At 48.5% G+C, this 19,513-nt stretch carries 31 protein-coding genes; 6 read left to right on the top strand and 25 right to left on the bottom strand.

Features of this window, described 5'->3' with window-relative positions; translation table 11 throughout:
• Positions 1–476: 476 nt before the first annotated feature.
• Positions 477–1,019 (top strand): gamma carbonic anhydrase family protein, encoded by a 543-nt coding sequence (locus ACOZIO_RS24360; protein WP_129955661.1) that lies wholly within the window; start codon positions 477–479, stop codon positions 1,017–1,019.
• A gap of 51 nt (positions 1,020–1,070) precedes the next feature.
• Here ACOZIO_RS24360 and aroE read toward each other — a convergent pair whose 3' ends face one another.
• Genes aroE through dprA form a run of 5 tightly spaced genes read right to left on the bottom strand, consistent with a single transcriptional unit; the run spans position 1,071 to position 4,663 of the window.
• Positions 1,071–1,898, bottom strand: a complete 828-nt coding sequence (gene aroE, locus ACOZIO_RS24365; RefSeq protein ID WP_129955660.1) for a shikimate dehydrogenase — start codon at positions 1,896–1,898, stop codon at positions 1,071–1,073.
• 3 nt (positions 1,899–1,901) lie between these two features.
• Positions 1,902–2,471 (bottom strand): L-threonylcarbamoyladenylate synthase type 1 TsaC, encoded by a 570-nt coding sequence (gene tsaC / locus ACOZIO_RS24370; protein WP_129992337.1) that lies wholly within the window; start codon positions 2,469–2,471, stop codon positions 1,902–1,904.
• Positions 2,464–3,024, bottom strand: a complete 561-nt coding sequence (locus ACOZIO_RS24375) for a type I DNA topoisomerase (protein ID WP_129955658.1) — start codon at positions 3,022–3,024, stop codon at positions 2,464–2,466. The genes tsaC and ACOZIO_RS24375 overlap by 8 nt, the downstream gene beginning before the upstream one ends.
• A 24-nt stretch (positions 3,025–3,048) precedes the next feature.
• The gene (locus tag ACOZIO_RS24380; protein ID WP_129955657.1) at positions 3,049–3,522 is read right to left on the bottom strand and encodes a DUF494 family protein; all 474 of its coding nucleotides are present in this window, start codon (positions 3,520–3,522) and stop codon (positions 3,049–3,051) included.
• Positions 3,494–4,663 carry a DNA-protecting protein DprA gene (gene dprA / locus ACOZIO_RS24385; RefSeq protein WP_129992335.1) on the bottom strand — a complete coding sequence of 390 codons (1,170 nt, stop codon included), beginning with the start codon at positions 4,661–4,663 and terminating at the stop codon, positions 3,494–3,496. Before dprA ends, ACOZIO_RS24380 begins: the two co-directional genes overlap by 29 nt.
• A 128-nt stretch (positions 4,664–4,791) precedes the next feature.
• On the opposite strand from dprA, the gene def reads away from it, so the two are divergent.
• From def to mscL, 5 genes are all read left to right on the top strand, one after another.
• Complete coding sequence (def, locus tag ACOZIO_RS24390; protein ID WP_013573714.1) at positions 4,792–5,304, top strand: peptide deformylase; 513 nt, start codon at positions 4,792–4,794, stop codon at positions 5,302–5,304.
• A 1-nt stretch (position 5,305) separates the two neighbouring features.
• A complete protein-coding gene (fmt, locus tag ACOZIO_RS24395) occupies positions 5,306–6,265 on the top strand; it encodes a methionyl-tRNA formyltransferase (RefSeq protein WP_217219107.1) in 960 nt (319 codons plus the stop codon).
• A gap of 75 nt (positions 6,266–6,340) precedes the next feature.
• Positions 6,341–7,630: a 16S rRNA (cytosine(967)-C(5))-methyltransferase RsmB gene (gene rsmB / locus ACOZIO_RS24400; protein WP_129955654.1), complete on the top strand. Its 1,290-nt coding sequence runs from the start codon at positions 6,341–6,343 to the stop codon at positions 7,628–7,630.
• Positions 7,631–7,690: 60 nt separating this feature from the next.
• Positions 7,691–9,067 (top strand): Trk system potassium transporter TrkA, encoded by a 1,377-nt coding sequence (gene trkA, locus ACOZIO_RS24405; protein WP_129955653.1) that lies wholly within the window; start codon positions 7,691–7,693, stop codon positions 9,065–9,067.
• Positions 9,068–9,191: 124 nt separating this feature from the next.
• Entirely contained in the window at positions 9,192–9,608 is a 417-nt protein-coding gene (gene mscL / locus ACOZIO_RS24410) for a large-conductance mechanosensitive channel protein MscL (protein WP_129955652.1), read from the top strand.
• 24 nt (positions 9,609–9,632) lie between these two features.
• Here mscL and ACOZIO_RS24415 read toward each other — a convergent pair whose 3' ends face one another.
• The 20 genes from ACOZIO_RS24415 to rplN all read right to left on the bottom strand — a co-directional run bounded on the left by ACOZIO_RS24415 (position 9,633) and on the right by rplN (position 19,433).
• Positions 9,633–9,833, bottom strand: a complete 201-nt coding sequence (locus ACOZIO_RS24415) for an alternative ribosome-rescue factor A (RefSeq protein WP_129955651.1) — start codon at positions 9,831–9,833, stop codon at positions 9,633–9,635.
• 97 nt (positions 9,834–9,930) lie between these two features.
• Positions 9,931–10,347 (bottom strand): Zn(2+)-responsive transcriptional regulator, encoded by a 417-nt coding sequence (zntR, locus tag ACOZIO_RS24420; protein ID WP_129955650.1) that lies wholly within the window; start codon positions 10,345–10,347, stop codon positions 9,931–9,933.
• 2 nt (positions 10,348–10,349) lie between these two features.
• Positions 10,350–10,718, bottom strand: coding sequence for a DUF1992 domain-containing protein (locus ACOZIO_RS24425; RefSeq protein WP_129955649.1), 369 nt, complete (start codon positions 10,716–10,718; stop codon positions 10,350–10,352).
• A 173-nt stretch (positions 10,719–10,891) separates the two neighbouring features.
• Positions 10,892–11,281 (bottom strand): 50S ribosomal protein L17, encoded by a 390-nt coding sequence (gene rplQ / locus ACOZIO_RS24430; protein WP_013573706.1) that lies wholly within the window; start codon positions 11,279–11,281, stop codon positions 10,892–10,894.
• Between the two features lie 40 nt (positions 11,282–11,321).
• A complete protein-coding gene (locus ACOZIO_RS24435) occupies positions 11,322–12,311 on the bottom strand; it encodes a DNA-directed RNA polymerase subunit alpha (RefSeq protein ID WP_002919219.1) in 990 nt (329 codons plus the stop codon).
• A 25-nt stretch (positions 12,312–12,336) separates the two neighbouring features.
• Positions 12,337–12,957: a 30S ribosomal protein S4 gene (rpsD, locus tag ACOZIO_RS24440; RefSeq protein ID WP_014333606.1), complete on the bottom strand. Its 621-nt coding sequence runs from the start codon at positions 12,955–12,957 to the stop codon at positions 12,337–12,339.
• A 30-nt stretch (positions 12,958–12,987) separates the two neighbouring features.
• Entirely contained in the window at positions 12,988–13,377 is a 390-nt protein-coding gene (gene rpsK / locus ACOZIO_RS24445) for a 30S ribosomal protein S11 (protein ID WP_004929731.1), read from the bottom strand.
• Positions 13,378–13,394: 17 nt separating this feature from the next.
• Positions 13,395–13,751 carry a 30S ribosomal protein S13 gene (gene rpsM, locus ACOZIO_RS24450; RefSeq protein WP_013573704.1) on the bottom strand — a complete coding sequence of 119 codons (357 nt, stop codon included), beginning with the start codon at positions 13,749–13,751 and terminating at the stop codon, positions 13,395–13,397.
• Between the two features lie 148 nt (positions 13,752–13,899).
• Positions 13,900–14,016: a 50S ribosomal protein L36 gene (gene rpmJ, locus ACOZIO_RS24455; RefSeq protein WP_012768118.1), complete on the bottom strand. Its 117-nt coding sequence runs from the start codon at positions 14,014–14,016 to the stop codon at positions 13,900–13,902.
• Positions 14,017–14,049: 33 nt separating this feature from the next.
• Positions 14,050–15,381, bottom strand: a complete 1,332-nt coding sequence (gene secY / locus ACOZIO_RS24460; protein WP_013573703.1) for a preprotein translocase subunit SecY — start codon at positions 15,379–15,381, stop codon at positions 14,050–14,052.
• Positions 15,382–15,388: 7 nt separating this feature from the next.
• Positions 15,389–15,823, bottom strand: a complete 435-nt coding sequence (gene rplO / locus ACOZIO_RS24465) for a 50S ribosomal protein L15 (protein WP_013573702.1) — start codon at positions 15,821–15,823, stop codon at positions 15,389–15,391.
• 3 nt (positions 15,824–15,826) lie between these two features.
• Positions 15,827–16,006 (bottom strand): 50S ribosomal protein L30, encoded by a 180-nt coding sequence (rpmD, locus tag ACOZIO_RS24470; protein WP_013573701.1) that lies wholly within the window; start codon positions 16,004–16,006, stop codon positions 15,827–15,829.
• A gap of 6 nt (positions 16,007–16,012) precedes the next feature.
• Positions 16,013–16,513, bottom strand: a complete 501-nt coding sequence (gene rpsE / locus ACOZIO_RS24475) for a 30S ribosomal protein S5 (protein ID WP_013573700.1) — start codon at positions 16,511–16,513, stop codon at positions 16,013–16,015.
• A gap of 14 nt (positions 16,514–16,527) precedes the next feature.
• Positions 16,528–16,881 (bottom strand): 50S ribosomal protein L18, encoded by a 354-nt coding sequence (gene rplR, locus ACOZIO_RS24480; RefSeq protein WP_013573699.1) that lies wholly within the window; start codon positions 16,879–16,881, stop codon positions 16,528–16,530.
• Between the two features lie 9 nt (positions 16,882–16,890).
• Positions 16,891–17,424, bottom strand: coding sequence for a 50S ribosomal protein L6 (gene rplF / locus ACOZIO_RS24485; protein WP_129955648.1), 534 nt, complete (start codon positions 17,422–17,424; stop codon positions 16,891–16,893).
• Positions 17,425–17,437: 13 nt separating this feature from the next.
• Positions 17,438–17,830: a 30S ribosomal protein S8 gene (gene rpsH, locus ACOZIO_RS24490; RefSeq protein ID WP_013573697.1), complete on the bottom strand. Its 393-nt coding sequence runs from the start codon at positions 17,828–17,830 to the stop codon at positions 17,438–17,440.
• Between the two features lie 33 nt (positions 17,831–17,863).
• Positions 17,864–18,169 carry a 30S ribosomal protein S14 gene (gene rpsN, locus ACOZIO_RS24495; protein ID WP_013573696.1) on the bottom strand — a complete coding sequence of 102 codons (306 nt, stop codon included), beginning with the start codon at positions 18,167–18,169 and terminating at the stop codon, positions 17,864–17,866.
• A 13-nt stretch (positions 18,170–18,182) separates the two neighbouring features.
• Positions 18,183–18,722 (bottom strand): 50S ribosomal protein L5, encoded by a 540-nt coding sequence (gene rplE / locus ACOZIO_RS24500; RefSeq protein WP_129955647.1) that lies wholly within the window; start codon positions 18,720–18,722, stop codon positions 18,183–18,185.
• Positions 18,723–18,736: 14 nt separating this feature from the next.
• The gene (rplX, locus tag ACOZIO_RS24505; protein ID WP_095923752.1) at positions 18,737–19,051 is read right to left on the bottom strand and encodes a 50S ribosomal protein L24; all 315 of its coding nucleotides are present in this window, start codon (positions 19,049–19,051) and stop codon (positions 18,737–18,739) included.
• A 10-nt stretch (positions 19,052–19,061) separates the two neighbouring features.
• Positions 19,062–19,433, bottom strand: coding sequence for a 50S ribosomal protein L14 (gene rplN / locus ACOZIO_RS24510; protein WP_008457164.1), 372 nt, complete (start codon positions 19,431–19,433; stop codon positions 19,062–19,064).
• Positions 19,434–19,513 lie beyond the last annotated feature (80 nt).

Here is a 19,513-nt window from a genome sequence, read left to right on the forward strand (position 1 = left end):
TTCGTAATAATTCAACTAAATGAATTACTGCTTGGTCACTCTAAGACTTGATATTTTTTGCCACCGAAGTGGCTGATATCGTCTTGTGAGTGCCCACACAGATTGTCTGATAAATTGTTAAAGAGCAGTGAGTTACGCGCTTTCGCTTGCTAACTCGAGGTGGCGTATATTACGCTTTCCTCGTTCAGTGTCAACCGTTTATTTCACCCGGTTGCCGCTGTTTTCAATCTTTCCGACCCGGTCACTTCGTGATGTTGTTCACGTTGTTCCCTGTCGATGGAGCGGCATTATAGGGATCCGAATTTTTTGCACAAGCCTTTTTTCCAATAAAAGGATCGACTGCGTATTTTTCGAGCCCTTCGCGGAGATCTCACCCGATCCGCTGGTTTTAACGTCGATCTCATCCCTCCCGAATTGGTATTTCCTCTCACCCGAACTATATTGCCAAGATTAAACTTATCTTTGGAGTGCTTCAGATGTCTCAACCTTTACGTTCTTATCAAGAATTAACACCTACATTGGGCGAACGAGTGATGGTGGATCCTTCAAGCGTGGTTATTGGCGATGTAGATCTGGCCGATGACGTCAGTATCTGGCCGCTCGTCGTCATACGTGGGGATGTTAATAATGTGGTTATCGGTTGCCGGACCAACGTACAGGATGGAAGTGTGCTTCATGTTACCCATCAGTCACGACAAAATCCTCAGGGGCATCCTCTTATTATTGGGGAAGACGTCACCGTCGGGCATAAAGCAATGCTGCATGGTTGTACGATCGGGAACAGAGTTCTGGTCGGGATGGGATCAATACTGCTGGACGGGGCTATCGTTGAAGACGATGTCATGATTGGTGCCGGCAGCCTGGTGCCGCCAGGGAAAACACTCGAAAGTGGTTACCTCTATTTAGGAAGTCCTGTGAAGCAGATACGAGAGCTGACTTCTGATGAACTCGCAGGGCTGACATACTCCTCTAATAATTATGTGACATGGAAAGATGTTTATCTTTCCCAGGAACAATAAAGAAACGTATTGCCTGAACAGTAACAAATCCGGCTGCTCAGGCACTCCCGATCACACCAGCAAGTCTTTTTTTAACTGCTCAAGCACAGGTTCTATCTGAGGCATCACACCATGCCACAGATAGAAAGCATGCGCTGCCTGCCCCACCAGCATTCCCAGTCCGTCAGCATAATGCGTTATCCCATTATTTTTCGCCCAGGTGATAAAAGGCGTTAAACCCGCCTGATAATACATATCGTAAACCCGGGTCTGCGTCGTCAGCACACTTTCTGGGATAGCGGGGATCTCACCCTTAATACCCGAAGCCGTAGCGTTAATGATCAGGTCGAAAGATTCTTCAGCCAGAGAAGCTAACGCGATGGCCCGAATATCACCTTTTTCCTGGAAAATTTGGCTCAGATGCTGCGCCCGCTCGAAGGTCCGGTTAGTCACGACGACGGAACAACCATAAGACAACAAAGGAAGGATCACCCCGCGCGCAGCCCCACCGGCGCCGATCAATAAAATCCGATCCCCCGGCGTCAAAAGCGCCAGCCGCTCAAGGTCACTCAGCATACCGATGCCATCAGTGTTATCCCCAAGCAGTCGCCCGTCTTCAAGTTTTTTGAGTGTGTTAACAGCACCAGACATTGAAGCGCGATCTGTCAGCTCATCAGATCTCGCAAAAGCACGCTCTTTGAAAGGTACCGTGATATTTGCCCCACGAGCGCCGTCTGCAAAAAAAGTTCGCAAAGTCTCTTCAAACTCTTCATGCGAAGCCAGAACCGTACCATAGGTATGATCGATACCAGTCTGACGGGCAAACAGTGCATGAATACGAGGGGATTTGCTATGCCCAATCGGATTCCCAAATACCGCGAAAGATGGCGTGACTTTCATTTGTTAGCCTTGACGAATAAGGTTGCCAGTGAGGGCATCCCGAATTTCAGATGGATTATCTCTTCCTCCTACTTCGCCATCCAGCACGGGAAAGTCTTTCCCAAACTGGAGTCTGACTTCTTCAGACAAACGGCAAGGAGGTTGCCCATTCAGATTCGCACTGGTTGAGACCAGTGGTTTTCCAAATTTTTGGCAGAGTTCTTTTACCAGGGGATGATCCGTGACGCGTACTGCCAGAGAACTGAAACGGCCAGTCAGCCAATCAGGCGTCACGGCTTTTGCAGGCATTACCCAGGTAACCGGCCCTGGCCAGAATGACCAAATGTACTGAAGTTGCTGTTCAGTTAATGATGAGTCATCGATATAAGGAAGAAGTTGCTGATAATTGTCAGCAATCAGAATGAGCCCTTTATCTTTCGGACGTTTTTTCAGCGCCAGCAATGCTTCTACCGCTTGTTCGCTATCAGGGTCACATCCCAGACCGAAAACGGCTTCCGTTGGATAAGCAATAACATGCTCCCCACGCAATGCCTCAAGTACTGTGTTCAATGATTTTTGTGTCTCTTTATTCATCTTGTTCGTTATCTTTTCTTTCTACGGCTTTGCCGCACAATTTACTGGCACAGAATAACTTCATTCCCTGAGCCGTTTTCTTTTCCATCAATAACGGGTAATGGCAGTGTTCGCACTCCCCGGCTACCGGTTTATTATTGATGGCAAACTGACAATCCGGATAACGGTCACAGGCGTGGAATACTTTGCCGAAACGCGATTTGCGCTGTAACAGATGCCCTTTTCCGCATTGCGGGCAGCCCAGAGTCGTTTCTTCAGGTTTATCGATAGCTTCAATATGATCGCATTCAGGATACTGACTGCAACCAATAAACATGCCATAACGCCCCTGCCGCAGCACCAACGTGGAGTCACATTTAGGGCACACCTGTCCTTCAAGGACTTTCACAACATGCCCATCCGCTTGTGATTTCAGGGGACGAATATACTGACATTGCGGATAGGATGAACAACTGAGAAAGGGGCCGTGGCGACCACTACGGATCACCAAATCGGCCCCGCATTCCGGACAGGATCCATTTTGCTTATCAGCAAAAAGTGCTGCTTTTGTCATATGTTACGTTTTACCTGTTATCTCTTAGTGCAGATAACCCTCATTAACTTCAAATAATAGCTCTTCCATTTGCTGATACGCTGTTTCATATCCGGGAATATTAAACAGCACCATCAGCACGACCCACTTCAGATCCTCAAGATCGAACTCTTCAGTGTCCAGAGCCATAACACGATCGATAACCATCTCTCTGGTATCGAAATTCAATACTTTGATCTGTTCCAGGAACAACAGAAAACCACGACAACTGCTATCTAACCGAATTGTTTCCTCTTCGGTATAAACGCGTAATGCTGAAGGATCAGAATCCAGCATATAAGATGGGGTTCCACCCTCTTGCATATCCGCAAGTTTTTCAAGCCAATTCAACGCATTGTGAATATCAGCCCGGTGAAAACCAGCCTCGGTCAAGTCATCCGTTAACCTATCCTCGTCAACATTCATCTCCGCTTCGTTGTGAATGTAAGTTTCAAATAAGTACATTAGTACGTCGAACATGGCTTGCCCTCTTAATTCGGACATAGCCGCCGGATACAGCTGCGATCCATCCTGCTAACTCCAGTTCGAGTAGTTTACCTACGACTTCTGGCACAGGTTGGCCGGCACGTTCGGCGACGACGTCAACAGATGTCACCTCATATTCTACGTTAGCCAACACATCAGCAAATGGCAATTCAACTTCGCTATCTGGCGCACAAATAATCGCCTCTGACGCATCTGATTCACTCTCAGGCGGCATTTTCAAGGATTCCGATACCTTGATAGTGGGGAACCAGGTCAACCCGCTTCCTATCTGTTCGGCGATATCATTTGGTTCAGTCACGAGATACGCACCCTGCTGAATCAGCCAGTGCGTACCTTCCGAGGTTGTACTTCCCAGCGGGCCTGGCAATGCGAATACTTCCCGTCCTTGCTCAAGTGCATAGCGCGCGGTAATCAATGAGCCGCTGCGAAGCGTTGCTTCGATGACAAGTACACCCGCACTCAACCCGCTGATAATCCGGTTACGGCGGGGAAAATTAGCGGCTAAAGGGGGAGCCGTCACCAGATGTTCAGACACCAGCGTTCCCCCCTGCCCCAGAATACGATCTGCCAGCTTAAGATGACAGGATGGATAGCGCTTCATCAGCCCGCTTCCCAGCACAGCTATTGTCTTACCCTGAGCTTCCAGTGTTGCCTTATGGCTGATTCCATCTATTCCCATCGCCAGCCCGCTTGTCACAGTAAAACCGCTACTGACCAAACCGCCTGCAAAAACCTGCGCATATTGTTCGCCGTAATGGCTGTAATCGCGACTCCCCACCATTGCGATTTGTGGCGATAGTAGTAATTCAGCAGATCCCTCAGCGAATAAAATCAGTGGAGGGGAGGATATTTGTGCCAACAGCGGGGAGTAAAAATTGCTGCCAAAAGTAATGAGATGACAGTTTTCTCCTTCCAGCCATTTCAGTGATGCAGATAGCCAGTGTTGATTAATATGCTGAAAATCGGCTACTTGTTCGGGTAAAAGACCACTTTTCGCTAATTCTGAAGACGAATAAATCCCCCGGTCCGAGAGGGTATGAATGATCCCCGTCGCGCGTTGGGTACCGAGGCGTTTGACCACTGACATACGTATCCATGCTTCCTGCAATGTCATTATCCATTCCCTTCTCAAGGCCTTTCGGCGACTGATACAATTGGCAGAGGATGCTGTCAATCGGGGCAGGAAATGTCTAGAATAGAGTCTATATATCTTCAATCAATTGAATAAAGATCCAGAAAAATATGTCCGTATTACAGATATTACATTTCCCAGACGAGCGGCTTCGCATAACTGCAAAACCGGTCAAAGAAGTTAACGCCGAAATCCAGCAGATCGTGGATGATATGTTTGAAACCATGTATGCAGAGGAAGGCATTGGCCTTGCTGCCACTCAGGTCGATATTCATCAACGCATCATCGTAATTGATGTGTCTGAAAACCGGGATGAGCGTCTGGTTCTGATCAACCCTGAATTGCTGGAAAAAAGCGGCGAAACCGGGATTGAAGAAGGCTGCCTGTCGATCCCTGATCAACGGGCACTGGTGCCGCGCGCTGAAAAAGTAAAAATTCGTGCGCTTGACCGTGACGGTAAAACCTTCGAGCTTGAAGCTGATGACTTGCTGGCAATTTGTATCCAGCATGAAATGGATCATCTGGTAGGTAAATTATTCGTGGACTACTTGTCTCCCTTGAAACGTCAGCGTATTCGCCAGAAAATGGAAAAAATGGCCAAGCTGAACGCGCGGGCTGACTAATATTCGTGTAACACAGGACACTGCTTTGCGAATCATATTTGCCGGTACTCCCGACTTTGCAGCGCGTCATCTTGACGCGCTTTTATCATCAGAACATCAGGTTGTCGGTGTTTTCACTCAGCCTGATCGCCCGGCCGGCCGCGGAAATAAACTGACTGCAAGCCCGGTGAAAGTTCTGGCTCAAGCACATGACATCCCGGTATTCCAGCCTAAATCTTTGCGTCCCGAAGAAAATCAGTCCCTGGTTTCCTCACTGCAGGCTGATGTAATGGTTGTCGTCGCTTACGGTCTGATTTTACCGAAAGCAGTGCTTGATATGCCGAAATTGGGTTGCATCAATGTGCATGGTTCCTTATTGCCACGCTGGAGAGGCGCAGCACCGATTCAGCGCTCTCTGTGGGCGGGTGACGCAAAAACGGGTATCACCATCATGCAGATGGATGTCGGGCTTGATACCGGTGACATGTTGCACAAAGTCGAATGTGACATTCTCCCGGAAGATACCAGTGCTTCGCTTTACAACAAACTGGCTGGATTGGGTCCTCAAGGTCTGCTTGAAACTCTCAGGCAACTGGCGGATGGCACAGTAAAACCTGAAGTTCAAAGCGAAGAGCATGTCACCTACGCAGAAAAACTCAGCAAAGAAGAAGCCCGCTTAGACTGGAATTTATCAGCTGAGCAACTTGAACGTTGCATTCGTGCCTTTAACCCCTGGCCTGTCAGCTTTTTCATGATTGACGAACAGCCGGTGAAGGTCTGGCAGGCTGAATGTCAGTCAGAAAAAAGCAACGCAGCTCCCGGCACCATTATTTCTGCCGACAAAAAGGGCATTCGGGTTGCGACCTCCGATGGGATCCTGAATATCACCCAGTTGCAGCCGTCAGGTAAAAAGGCAATGTCCGCGCAAGATTTGCTTAACTCTCGTCGCGAATGGTTTATCGAAGGCATGCGTTTAGCCTGACCATAACGACTACGCCCGATATTTCGTCGGGCCTTATCTCTCTGATAATGCTGGCTCCGGTCAGCTTTTTTGACTATGAAAACACCCTATAATCTCCGTAGCATTGCCGCTCAAGCCATCAGCCAGGTGTTGGATAAAGGATTATCCTTGTCCACTGTTCTCCCTGGTCTGCAGAAAAACATTTCAGAAAAAGATCGCGGACTTCTTCAGGAACTTTGCTTTGGTACGCTTCGCGTGCTGCCACAGTTGGAATGGTGTTTGCAGCAACTCATGGCAAAACCTCTCACGGGTAAACAAAGAACATTACATTACTTACTGATGGTGGGTCTCTATCAGCTGATCCACACGCGGATCCCGGCACACGCCGTACTGGCGGAAACGGTTGAAGCCGCCGTTGCGCTAAAACGTCCGCAATTAAAAGGACTGATCAACGGCGTGCTGCGCCAGTTTCAGCGGCAGCAGGAAGAATTGCTTCAACGAATGGCCAACAATGACAGTCGTCATCTCCATCCCAGCTGGCTCCTTAACCGTCTGAAAAAAGCTTACCCCGGTGAGTGGGAAAGCATTGTTGATGCCAATAATCAAAAGCCGCCGATGTGGCTTCGCGTCAACAGACAGCATCACACACGCGACGAATATTTACATTTGCTAAACGAAGCTCAGATTGAAGCTGTACCGCATCCAGAATATAAGGATGCATTACGGCTGATCACGCCATGTCAGGTAAGCCTGCTTCCGGGATTCGCAGAAGGTTGGGTTACTGTTCAGGATGCTTCGGCGCAAGGCAGTGTTGATCTGCTGGATCCAAAGAATGGCGAACTGATCCTCGACTTATGTTGCGCACCGGGCGGAAAAACCACCCATATTCTGGAAGCCGCACCGAAAGCCCATGTTCTTGCCGTTGATGTGGACGAGCAACGTTTGAAACGTGTTCATGAAAACCTTCAGCGTTTGAAACTCAGCGCGGAAGTGAAGCAAGGTGACGGGCGTGAACCGCAGGTTTGGGCAGGTGATCGCATTTTTGACCGTATACTTCTCGATGCTCCCTGTTCAGCGACCGGCGTTATTCGCCGGCATCCTGACATCAAATGGTTGCGCAGAGACAGTGATATTGCCGAGCTCGCCAGCCTTCAAAAACAAATCCTTGATGCTGTCTGGCCACGGCTAAAAAGCAAAGGTGTCATGGTGTACGCCACCTGCTCAATTTTACCGGATGAAAACTGTCAGCAAATCACCTCATTCCTGGAATCACATCAGGATGCTACGCTGGTTGAAACAGGAACGATTGACCAACCAGGCCGGCAGAACCTTCCGGATGCTGAAGACGGCGATGGATTTTATTACGCTAAACTGATTAAAAGCTGATCATCTAGTATTAGTGCTGTTTACTCAGGCTGATACCTTCGTGGCAAAGCAGAGAGTCATATGAAAATAATAATTCTCGGGGCCGGGCAGGTTGGCGGAACACTCGCCGAAAACCTGGTTGGTGAAAACAACGACATTACGGTTGTCGACACGAATACCGTCCGGCTGCGTCAGCTTCAGGATAAATTTGACCTGCGCGTAGTCCAGGGGCACGGTTCTCATCCCCGTGTACTTCGCGAAGCTGGCGCTGAAGATGCCGATATGCTGGTGGCTGTGACAAATTCTGATGAAACCAATATGGTTGCCTGCCAGATTGCCTATTCACTGTTTAATACACCAAACCGCATTGCCCGCATCCGTTCAACTGAATACATCCGAGAATCTGAAAAACTTTTCCATCCGGAAGCTGTGCCTATCGATCACCTGATTTCGCCGGAACAATTGGTCACTGATTATATTTATAAACTCATTGAGTATCCGGGTGCACTGCAGGTAGTGAATTTCGCCGAAGGCAAAGTCAGTATTGCAGCAGTAAAAGCCTATTACGGCGGCCCCTTAGTAGGTAATGCACTTTCTTCAATGCGCGAACACATGCCGCACATTGAAACGCGTGTTGCAGCCATTTTCCGCCAGGATCGCCCGATTCGTCCGCAAGGCTCAACCATCATCGAAGCCGGCGATGAAATATTCTTTGTGGCCGCCTCTCAGCATATCCGTGCAGTCATGAGTGAGCTTCAGAGGCTCGAAAAACCTTATAAACGAATCATGATCGTTGGTGGAGGCAATGTCGGAGCGGGACTTGCCCAACGGCTTGAGAAGAATTACAGCGTAAAACTCATCGAGCGGGATCAACAGCGTGCCGCCGAGCTTGCAGAGATACTACAAGATACGATTGTCTTCTATGGTGACGCTTCGGATCAGGAATTACTGGCTGAAGAGCATATTGAACAAGTAGATGTGTTCATCGCTATTACCAATGATGATGAGGCAAACATCATGTCGGCAATGCTGGCTAAGAGGATGGGTGCAAAAAAAGCGATGGTTCTTATCCAGCGCAGCGCATATGTCGATTTGGTGCAGGGTAGTGTGATCGATATTGCAATTTCTCCCCAGCAGGCAACGATCTCAGCATTACTTGGACATGTCAGAAAAGCAGACATCGTCAGTGTTTCATCGCTAAGGCGCGGTGTCGCTGAAGCCATTGAAGCGATTGCCCATGGCGATGAGACCACATCAAAAGTGGTAGGCCGTACCGTGGAAGAAATCAAACTGCCGCCGGGTACAACAATTGGGGCTATTGTACGCGGTAATGAGGTAATTATTGCCAACGGCACAAGCAGGATCCAACAGGGTGACCACGTTGTGATGTTTATTACCGATAAGAAGTTTGTCAGGGATGTGGAACGGTTGTTCCAGCCAAGTCCGTTCTTCTTATAAATTGCATCTGCTGTTTATCGGATTTAGCGTTAATTGAGGTTCAGGTGAGAACTTTTGTAGCGAAGACCCTGCAAATAGTCTTTACTTGGTTTGACATATTTGATGAATTTGCCAAGGAGTATTTATGAGTTTTATGAAAGAGTTTCGTGAGTTTGCCATGCGCGGCAACGTGGTCGACCTGGCAGTCGGTGTTATCATCGGTGCTGCTTTTGGCAAAATAGTATCGTCATTTGTCGCTGATATTATTATGCCTCCGCTGGGTTTGTTGATTGGCGGGGTTGATTTTAAGCAGTTCGCATTTGTCCTCCGGGAGGCTCAGGGAGCAACACCCGCCGTAGTCATGCATTATGGGGTATTTATCCAGAACGTGTTTGATTTCATCATTGTTGCGCTGGCCATCTTTTGCGCTATTACCCTGATGAATAAAATGCGTCGTAAGCAGGAAGATAAACCCGCTGCACCACCTAAACCAACGGCGGAAGAGACTTTGTTAGCAGAAATTCGTGATTTACTGAAAGAGCAGCAGACACCGAGACTTTAACTGATATTACCCGCTAGGGCTTAATTAGAAGGGCAGTATTGAATACTCAAACGAACACTCAATACTGCCCTCCAGATAACCCCTCTTCTCATTTTTCGCTTTACGACAGTAGCTCCCCTTCCCTTTTTGATTTTTCTCAACACGTTGTTTAAACAATGGATCATGAAGAAGCGCCTGTAATGCATTATCCTGAATGATGCCTTTTTGATGCTTATAGTGGCTCATAAAACCTCGATATAATTAATACTGTTGAACAGAATGCGCGCATATGATACTGCTACAATTATGCTTGCGAAAGCGTTTTGTAAAACCCTTGAAATGCTTACGTTACCTTACCCGCTCCATCTTCCAGTGCTTCTAATATAGAACAACTGACACTAGTATGCGCAGAACCACAGCAGGCGGCGCTCAGCCTTTGGAGTGACTCGCGCATCTGATTAAGCTCTTGTAATTTAAGCTCAACTTCAGCAAGACGTTCATTCACGATAGATTTCGACTCCTGACAAGTGTGATGCAAAGGATCTATTCGAATAGAAAGTAACTCCTTGATAGCATCAAGCGTAAAACCTGTCGATTTGGCATAACGTATGAAGCGTAAACGCTGTACATCACCTTCGTTATACTGACGATAACCCGATGGATTGCGTGAGCCCGTGCCCATCATTCCCTGCTTTTCATAGTAACGCACAGTATCTGTGGAGACATTGGCCAGCCTGGCAAGTTCACCAATTTTATACATGCCTATTTTCCTCTGAATTTATCCTTTATCGCCTTTTCGTAATGCCCTTGAAGGAAGTCAGTGCTCATACCTGCCTGCTGTAGACGTATCTGTAAAATCTTCAAACGCTTTTCAGCGGGAAGAAACTTCGGATCATCGCTGTCTAATGTGCTCAATAGGTGATTTAACTCAATCGCTTCTTTTCGATCCTGCAACTCGGGCGGCAAATAGCCTGCATTTTTCAAAATACGATAGGAAGTTCTTAGCTCATCCGGAACTGCACTGTCGTCATCCAGGATAAGCGGGCGCCCACTGCCAGGCAGGTTATCAAATTCACCTTTTTCCTGAGCATCTTTGATGTGCTTTTCAACCCACTGATCCATTAGAAACATGATTTCGCCTTCGTCACATTGCACAAACCATTGTAGATCATAGCTGGAAGCGGCGCGCCGTAAAAGGGAGTGGAATGCAGAACGATTAAAGTTGGGAAAAAAGGGGAGTAGAACAGTGAGTTACAGATGTAAAAAAACCGGGCAGAAGCCCGGTTTTTTCATGCATCTACAGATTATTCAGCAGTTGCTACTTCTGCTTTTGACTCTGCACGATCAACGAGCTCGATGTATGCCATCGGCGCATTGTCGCCTGCACGGAAGCCACACTTAAGAATACGAGTGTAACCACCGGCACGGCTCGCGAAACGCGGGCCCAGTTCATTAAACAGTTTTGCCACGATCTCGTTATCACGAGTACGGGCGAATGCCAGACGACGATTTGCAACGTTGTCGGTCTTGGCAAGAGTAATCAGCGGCTCAACAACGCGACGCAGCTCTTTCGCTTTCGGCAGGGTCGTCTTGATGATCTCATGACGAACCAAAGAGCCGGCCATGTTACGGAACATAGCCTGTCGGTGGCTGCTGTTACGGTTCAGTTGACGACCACTCTTACGATGGCGCATGACCTTATCCTTCTCAGTAAAACCTTAACCTGTGATCCGGTTACTCGTCAGCAATACTTGCTGGTGGCCAGTTTTCCAGGCGCATGCCCAGAGACAAACCACGGGACGCAAGTACGTCTTTGATCTCAGTAAGAGATTTTTTACCCAGGTTAGGTGTTTTAAGTAACTCAACCTCGGTACGCTGTACCAGATCACCGATGTAGTGGATTGCTTCTGCCTTAAGGCAGTTAGCAGAGCGGACAGTCAATTCCAGATCGTCAACAGGGCGCAGCAGGATTGGATCGAATTCCGGCTTCTCTTCTTTGACTTCCGGTTGACGTACATCTCGTAAATCAACGAAAGCTTCAAGTTGTTCAGCAAGAATGGTTGCCGCACGACGGATCGCCTCTTCAGGATCGATCGTACCGTTGGTTTCCATTTCGATAACCAGCTTGTCCAAATCAGTACGCTGTTCTACACGCGCTGCTTCAACATTGTAGGCAATTCGCTCTACAGGGCTGTAGCATGCGTCTACTAACAGACGACCAATTGGGCGCTCATCTTCTTCCGAATGAATTCGGGCAGACGCCGGCACATAACCACGACCGCGCTGAACTTTGATACGCATGCTGATAGCAGCGTTCTCATCGGTCAGGTGGCAGATGACATGTTGCGGCTTGACGATTTCGACATCACCATCATGGGTAATGTCGGCTGCAGTCACAGGGCCAATGCCAGACTTATTCAGGGTAAGGATAACTTCATCTTTCCCTTGAACTCTCACCGCCAGCCCTTTCAGGTTGAGCAGGATCTCCAGGATATCTTCCTGTACGCCTTCTTTGGTGCTGTACTCATGCAGTACACCATCAATCTCAACCTCGGTCACCGCGCAACCCGGCATGGATGAAAGCAGAATACGGCGCAGTGCGTTGCCTAAAGTATGGCCAAAGCCACGTTCTAAAGGCTCAAGGGTCACCTTGGCGTGCGTCGAACTGACTTGCTCGATATCTACCAGGCGCGGTTTTAGAAACTCTGTCACAGAACCCTGCATTGTGTCCTCTCTTTGGTACTAAGCTTTACTTGGAGTAAAGCTCGACGATCAGGTGTTCGTTAATGTCGGAAGACAGATCAGTACGTTCAGGCATACGCTTGAACACACCTTCCATCTTGGCAGCATCAACTTCAAGCCAAGTCGGCTTTTCACGCTGTTCAGCCAACTCCAAAGCGGCCTTCACGCGAGATTGCTTTTTAGCTTTCTCACGGATGCTGACAACGTCATTCGGAGATACCTGATAAGAAGCGATGTTAACAACGCGACCGTTTACCATGATAGCTTTGTGGCTAACTAACTGGCGCGATTCCGCACGAGTAGCGCCGAAGCCCATACGATAAACTACGTTGTCCAAACGGCCTTCAAGCAGTTGCAACAGGTTTTCACCGGTGTTGCCTTTCAGGCGTGCTGCTTCTTTGTAATAGTTACGGAACTGACGCTCCAGAACACCGTAGATACGGCGAACTTTTTGCTTTTCACGTAACTGTACACCGTAGTCAGACAGACGCGGTTTACGCGCACCATGCTGACCAGGAGCTTGTTCAATTTTACACTTGGTATCGATCGCGCGAACGCCAGATTTAAGGAATAAATCTGTGCCCTCACGACGGCTAAGCTTGAGCTTAGGACCCAAATATCTTGCCATTTTCTCTCTCCAACAAACCTAAAAGCAGCGTTATACGCGACGCTTTTTCGGCGGACGACAACCGTTATGAGGGATAGGAGTCACATCAGTAATATTAGTGATGCGGAAACCAGCCGCGTTTAATGCGCGGATAGTAGACTCACGACCAGGACCAGGTCCTTTAACCATAACTTCCAGATTCTTGATACCGTATTCTTTCACTGCGTCAGCGCAGCGCTCTGCTGCAACCTGAGCTGCGAACGGAGTGGATTTACGAGAACCACGGAAACCGGAACCACCAGCTGTTGCCCAACCCAAAGCATTACCCTGACGATCGGTAATGGTAACAATGGTGTTGTTGAAAGAAGCATGGATATGAGCCACGCCGTCAGAGACTTGTTTTCTTACACGTTTACGTGTACGAACAGGTGCCTTTGCCATTTATTCAATCACCCCGATTATTTCTTGATCGGTTTACGCGGACCCTTACGGGTACGTGCGTTAGTCTTGGTACGCTGACCGCGCACTGGAAGACCACGACGATGACGCAAACCACGATAAGTTCCAAGGTCCATAAGACGCTTGATGCTCAGGGTGACTTCACGACGCAGATCACCTTCAACAATGAACTTGGCAACTTCGTCACGCAGTTTTTCGATTTGCTCTTCAGACAGCTCACTGATCTTAACATTTTCAGCAATACCGGATGCAGCACAGATAGACTGTGAGCGGGTTTTGCCGATGCCGTAGATCGAAGTTAATGCGATCACGGTATGTTTCTGATCAGGAATGTTAATGCCTGCTATACGGGCCACTATGCACTCCTACTATTTATATACGGCAACACCATTCTGAAAAGCCCGTTTTCAGGATACTCAAATAGTATTGCTGCTTACATACAAAAGATTGGCTGGCTAATCTAGCCAGCTCAACCCAACTTTGCAAGAAAAATATGCGAGATAATCAGCCTTGACGCTGTTTATGCTTCGGTTCTGCGCTGCAGATTACGCGAACGATACCGTTACGCTTAACAATTTTGCAGTTACGACATAATTTCTTGACGGAAGCACGAACTTTCATTTTTACTCTCCGTAACTTCGCAAACTCACCAGATTAGCGGTTATAGCCTTTCAGGTTTGCTTTCTTCAATGCAGACTCGTACTGACTTGACATCATCAGAGTTTGCACTTGAGCCATAAAGTCCATGATAACGACGACTACGATCAGTAGAGAAGTACCACCAAAATAGAATGGAACTTTCATCGCGTCACGCATGAACTCCGGGATAAGGCAGATGAAAGTAATATACATTGCACCAATTAAGGTTAAACGAGTCATTACTTTATCGATGTACTTCGCCGTTTGCTCTCCCGGACGAATTCCTGGTACAAATGCACCGGACTTCTTCAGGTTATCTGCTGTCTCCCGCGGGTTGAACACCAACGCAGTATAAAAGAAACAGAAGAAGATGATTGCAGTCGCATAGAGTAACACATAAAGCGGTTGTCCAGGCTGCAAATACAGCGAAATCGTAGTCAGCCAGTTCCAACCAGTCCCGCCCCCAAACCATGATGCAATCGTGGCAGGGAACAGAATAATGCTGGAAGCGAAGATCGCTGGGATTACCCCGGCCATATTCACTTTCAACGGTAAGTGCGTGCTCTGTGCTGCATAGACACGACGACCTTGTTGGCGCTTAGCGTAGTTAACGACGATACGACGTTGACCACGTTCAACAAACACCACAAAGAAAGTCACTGCAAACACTAAAACTGCAACCAACAGCAACAGGAGGAAGTGCAGGTCGCCTTGCCGAGCTTGTTCGATAGTATGTGCAATCGCTGGCGGGAGACCCGCTACGATACCTGCAAAGATTATGATTGAAATACCGTTACCGATACCTCGTTCAGTAATCTGCTCCCCCAGCCACATCAGGAACATTGTCCCAGTCACCAAGCTCACAACTGCAGTAAAGTAGAACGCAAAGCCTGGATTTAACACCAAGCCCTGCATACCAGGCATATTCGGCAGACCGGTAGCAATACCGATCGACTGAAACACTGCCAATACCAGCGTACCGTAACGAGTGTACTGGCTAATCTTACGACGGCCAGCCTCTCCTTCTTTCTTTATTTCTGCTAAAGCTGGATGAACCACCGTTAACAGCTGGATAATGATCGATGCCGAAATGTACGGCATGATCCCCAGAGCAAAGATTGAAGCACGGCTAAGGGCACCACCAGAGAACATGTTAAACATTTCAATGATGGTACCTCTTTGCTGCTCGAGCAATTTGGCAAGTACAGTGGCATCAATACCAGGGATCGGAATAAAAGAGCCGATACGGAAAACAATCAGCGCACCGATAACAAACAAAAGTCTGCGCTTCAGTTCGCCTAGTCCACCCTTGGCACTTTGAAAATCTAATCCCGGTTGCTTAGCCATCTGCTACTTATTCCTCAATTTTACCGCCAGCAGCTTCGATAGCAACACGAGCGCCTTTGGTGACACGCAAACCACGCAGAGTTACCGCACGACCGACTTCGCCAGAAAGGATTACTTTCGCGAACTCGATCTGGATACCAACCACGTTAGCGGCTTTCAGCGCGTTCAGGTCGATCACGTCGCCTTCCACCAGAGCCAGTTCAGACAGACGAACTTCTGCCGTGATCATAGCTTTGCGGGAGGTGAAGCCGAATTTCGGCAAACGACGATATAAAGGCATCTGACCACCTTCAAAACCACGACGTACGCCACCACCAGAACGTGAGTTCTGACCTTTGTGACCACGACCGCCGGTTTTACCCAGGCCAGAACCAATACCACGACCTACACGCCTTGGCGCTTGTTTGGCACCATCAGCCGGAGACAGAGTATTTAAACGCATCTCTTACTCCTCAACCTTAACCATGTAGGAAACCAGGTTGATCATACCGCGTACAGCAGGAGTATCCTCACGCTCAACGGTGTGACCAATGCGACGCAGACCCAGGCCCAGCAGAGTAGCTTTATGCTTCGGCAGACGGCCAATGGAACTGCGAGTTTGTGTAACTTTAATAGTCTTTGCCATGGTTAATTACCCCAGAATTTCTTCAACGGATTTACCACGCTTGGCAGCGACCATTTGTGGGGATTTCATATTTGCCAAAGCATCGATAGTTGCACGAACCACGTTGATCGGGTTGGTCGAACCATAAGCTTTAGCCAATACGTTATGAACCCCTGCAACTTCCAGGACGGCGCGCATTGCACCACCGGCGATAATACCGGTACCTTCGGAAGCCGGCTGCATGAACACACGGGAACCCGTATGAGCACCTTTAACAGGATGCTGCAGGGTGCCGCTATTCAGCGCGACATTCATCATGTTGCGACGGGCTTTTTCCATCGCTTTCTGGATCGCTGCCGGAACTTCGCGTGCTTTGCCGTAGCCAAAACCAACGCGACCGTTACCATCACCAACTACTGTCAGTGCGGTAAAGCTGAAGATACGGCCACCTTTTACGGTTTTAGATACGCGGTTTACCGCGATCAGCTTTTCCTGCAGTTCGCCAGCTTGTTTTTCGATGTGAGCCATCTTAAACCTCTTCCTTAGAACTGAAGGCCAGCTTCACGGGCAGCATCTGCCAGTGCCTGGACTCGACCATGATATTGGAAACCGGAACGGTCAAAGGATACTTTCGTGATCCCTTTTTCCAATGCGCGTTCTGCGATAGCTTTACCTACAGCAGTGGCAGCATCTTTGTTGCCGGTATACTTCAGTTGCTCAGTGATAGTTTTTTCTACAGTAGATGCAGCAACTATTACTTCAGAACCGTTTGGTGCGATGACCTGTGCGTAAATATGACGCGGGGTACGATGTACCACCAGACGAGTCGCACCCAATTCTTTGAGCTTGCGGCGTGCGCGGGTCGCACGACGGATACGAGCAGATTTCTTATCCATAGTGTTACCTTACTTCTTCTTAGCCTCTTTGGTACGCACGACTTCGTCGGCGTAACGGACACCCTTGCCTTTATAAGGCTCAGGACGACGGTAGGCACGTAAATCTGCAGCAACCTGACCAATAACCTGTTTATCAGCGCCTTTCAGCACGATTTCAGTTTGGGTCGGACATTCTGCAGTGATGCCTTCCGGCAGTTGATGATCGACCGGGTGAGAGAAGCCTAAGGCTAAATTCACCACGTTGCCTTTAACAGCAGCACGATAACCAACACCTACCAGTTGAAGCTTTTTAGTGAAGCCGTCGGTAACACCTATAACCATAGAGTTCAACAGTGCACGAGTGGTACCCGCTTGGGCCCAACCGTTTACAGAGCCTTCGCGCGGAGCGAAAGTCAGTGTATTTTCTTCCTGTTTAACTACAACAGCGTCATGGATAGTACGTGACAGCTCGCCGTTTTTACCCTTAATCGAAATAACCTGACCGTTGAGTTTTACCTCTACGCCGGCAGGAATGACGACGGGTGCTTTTGCAACACGAGACATTCTTTCCTCCCAATTAAGCTACGTAGCAGATAATCTCGCCACCAAGACCAGCTTGGCGAGCTGCACGATCAGTCATAACACCTTTAGAGGTAGAAATAACAGCGATACCCATACCGGCCATAACTTTTGGCAGCTCATCTTTTTTCTTATAGATGCGCAGGCCTGGACGGCTGATACGTTGAATGCTTTCTACCACTGCCTTACCCTGGAAGTACTTCAGTACTAATTCCAGTTCAGGTTTGGCGTCGCCTTCGATTTTAAATTCTTCAATGTAGCCTTCTTCCTTCAGCACGTTGGCAATAGCCACTTTCAGCTTGGAGGAAGGCATGGTGACCGCAACTTTGTTCGCGGCTTGACCGTTACGGATACGGGTCAGCATATCCGCGATCGGATCTTGCATGCTCATCTGTCTTTACTCCCGTGATTCAATTGGTGACAATTACCAGCTAGCCTTCTTAAGACCCGGAATTTCACCGCGCATAGCGGCTTCACGGACCTTAATACGGCTCAACCCGAACTTCCGCAGGAAAGCATGCGGACGACCAGTTTGACGGCAGCGGTTACGCTGACGAGACGGGCTGGAATCACGCGGCAGAGACTGCAGCTTAAGAACTGCATCCCAACGATCTTCGTCGGATGAGTTCACACCAGAGATAATAGCTTTCAATTCCTCGCGTTTAGCGCGGTATTTATCAGCCAGTTTTACGCGAACGACTTCGCGTGCTTTCATGGATTGCTTAGCCATTAGTAACCCTGCCTTACTTGCGGAACGGGAAGTTAAAGGCTGTCAGCAATGCACGGCCTTCATCATCGGATTTCGCAGTAGTGGTGATAGTAATATCTAAACCACGAACGCGATCGACTTTATCATAATCGATTTCCGGGAAGATGATCTGTTCACGCACGCCCATGCTGTAGTTACCACGACCATCGAAAGACTTAGCAGACAAGCCGCGGAAGTCACGAATACGTGGAACAGCAATGGAGACCAGACGCTCAAAGAACTCCCACATGCGTTCGCCGCGGAGGGTTACTTTACAGCCGATCGGATAGCCCTGACGAATTTTGAAGCCTGCAACTGATTTGCGTGCTTTGGTGATCAACGGCTTTTGACCGGAGATTGCTGCCAGGTCAGCTGCTGCGTTATCCAGCAGTTTCTTGTCAGCGATCGCTTCACCAACACCCATGTTCAGGGTGATCTTCTCGACCCGAGGGACTTGCATGACAGAATTGTAACCAAACTCAGTCATGAGTTTTTTTACGACATCGTCTTTGTAGTAATCATGCAGTTTCGCCATCGTACTACTCCAAATTACTTGATAGTTTCGCTGTTAGATTTGAAGAAACGGACTTTTTTGCCGTCTTCGAATCTAAAGCCTACACGGTCCGCCTTGCCAGTAGCCGTGTTGAAGAGAGCAACGTTAGAAACCGGAATTGCAGCTTCTTTTTCAACGATGCCGCCTGGTTGATTCAGGGCCGGTACAGGCTTCTGATGTTTCTTAACCAGGTTGATACCTTCAACAATGACCTTGCCAGAAGACAGGACATTTTTTACTTTACCGCGCTTACCTTTATCTTTACCGGTAAGCAGGATAACTTCGTCATCACGACGGATTTTCGCTGCCATGGTTCGCTCCTTAGAGTACTTCTGGTGCCAGAGAGATAATTTTCATGAACTTCTCATTACGCAGTTCACGAGTTACCGGCCCAAAAATACGCGTGCCGATTGGCTGCTCGCTGTTATTGTTTAAAATAACGCATGCATTACCATCGAAGCGAATGACAGAACCGTCCGGGCGACGAACACCCTTCTTGGTGCGCACCACTACCGCCTTCAGCACATCGCCTTTCTTCACCTTACCGCGAGGAATTGCTTCCTTGATGGTAATTTTGATGATGTCGCCGACGCCTGCGTAGCGACGGTGCGAGCCACCTAGAACCTTGATACACATTACGCGACGTGCACCGGAGTTGTCGGCCACGGTCAGCATAGTCTGTTCTTGGATCATGTTAGTGCTCCGCTAATGTCAACTACAACTTTAGGACCCAGGATAGGTCATTAAGAAATCCCCACAATATGAGGGCGCGG

The organism is Rahnella sp. PD4, assembly GCF_049199325.1.
GTDB classification, from domain to species: domain Bacteria; phylum Pseudomonadota; class Gammaproteobacteria; order Enterobacterales; family Enterobacteriaceae; genus Rahnella; species Rahnella perminowiae.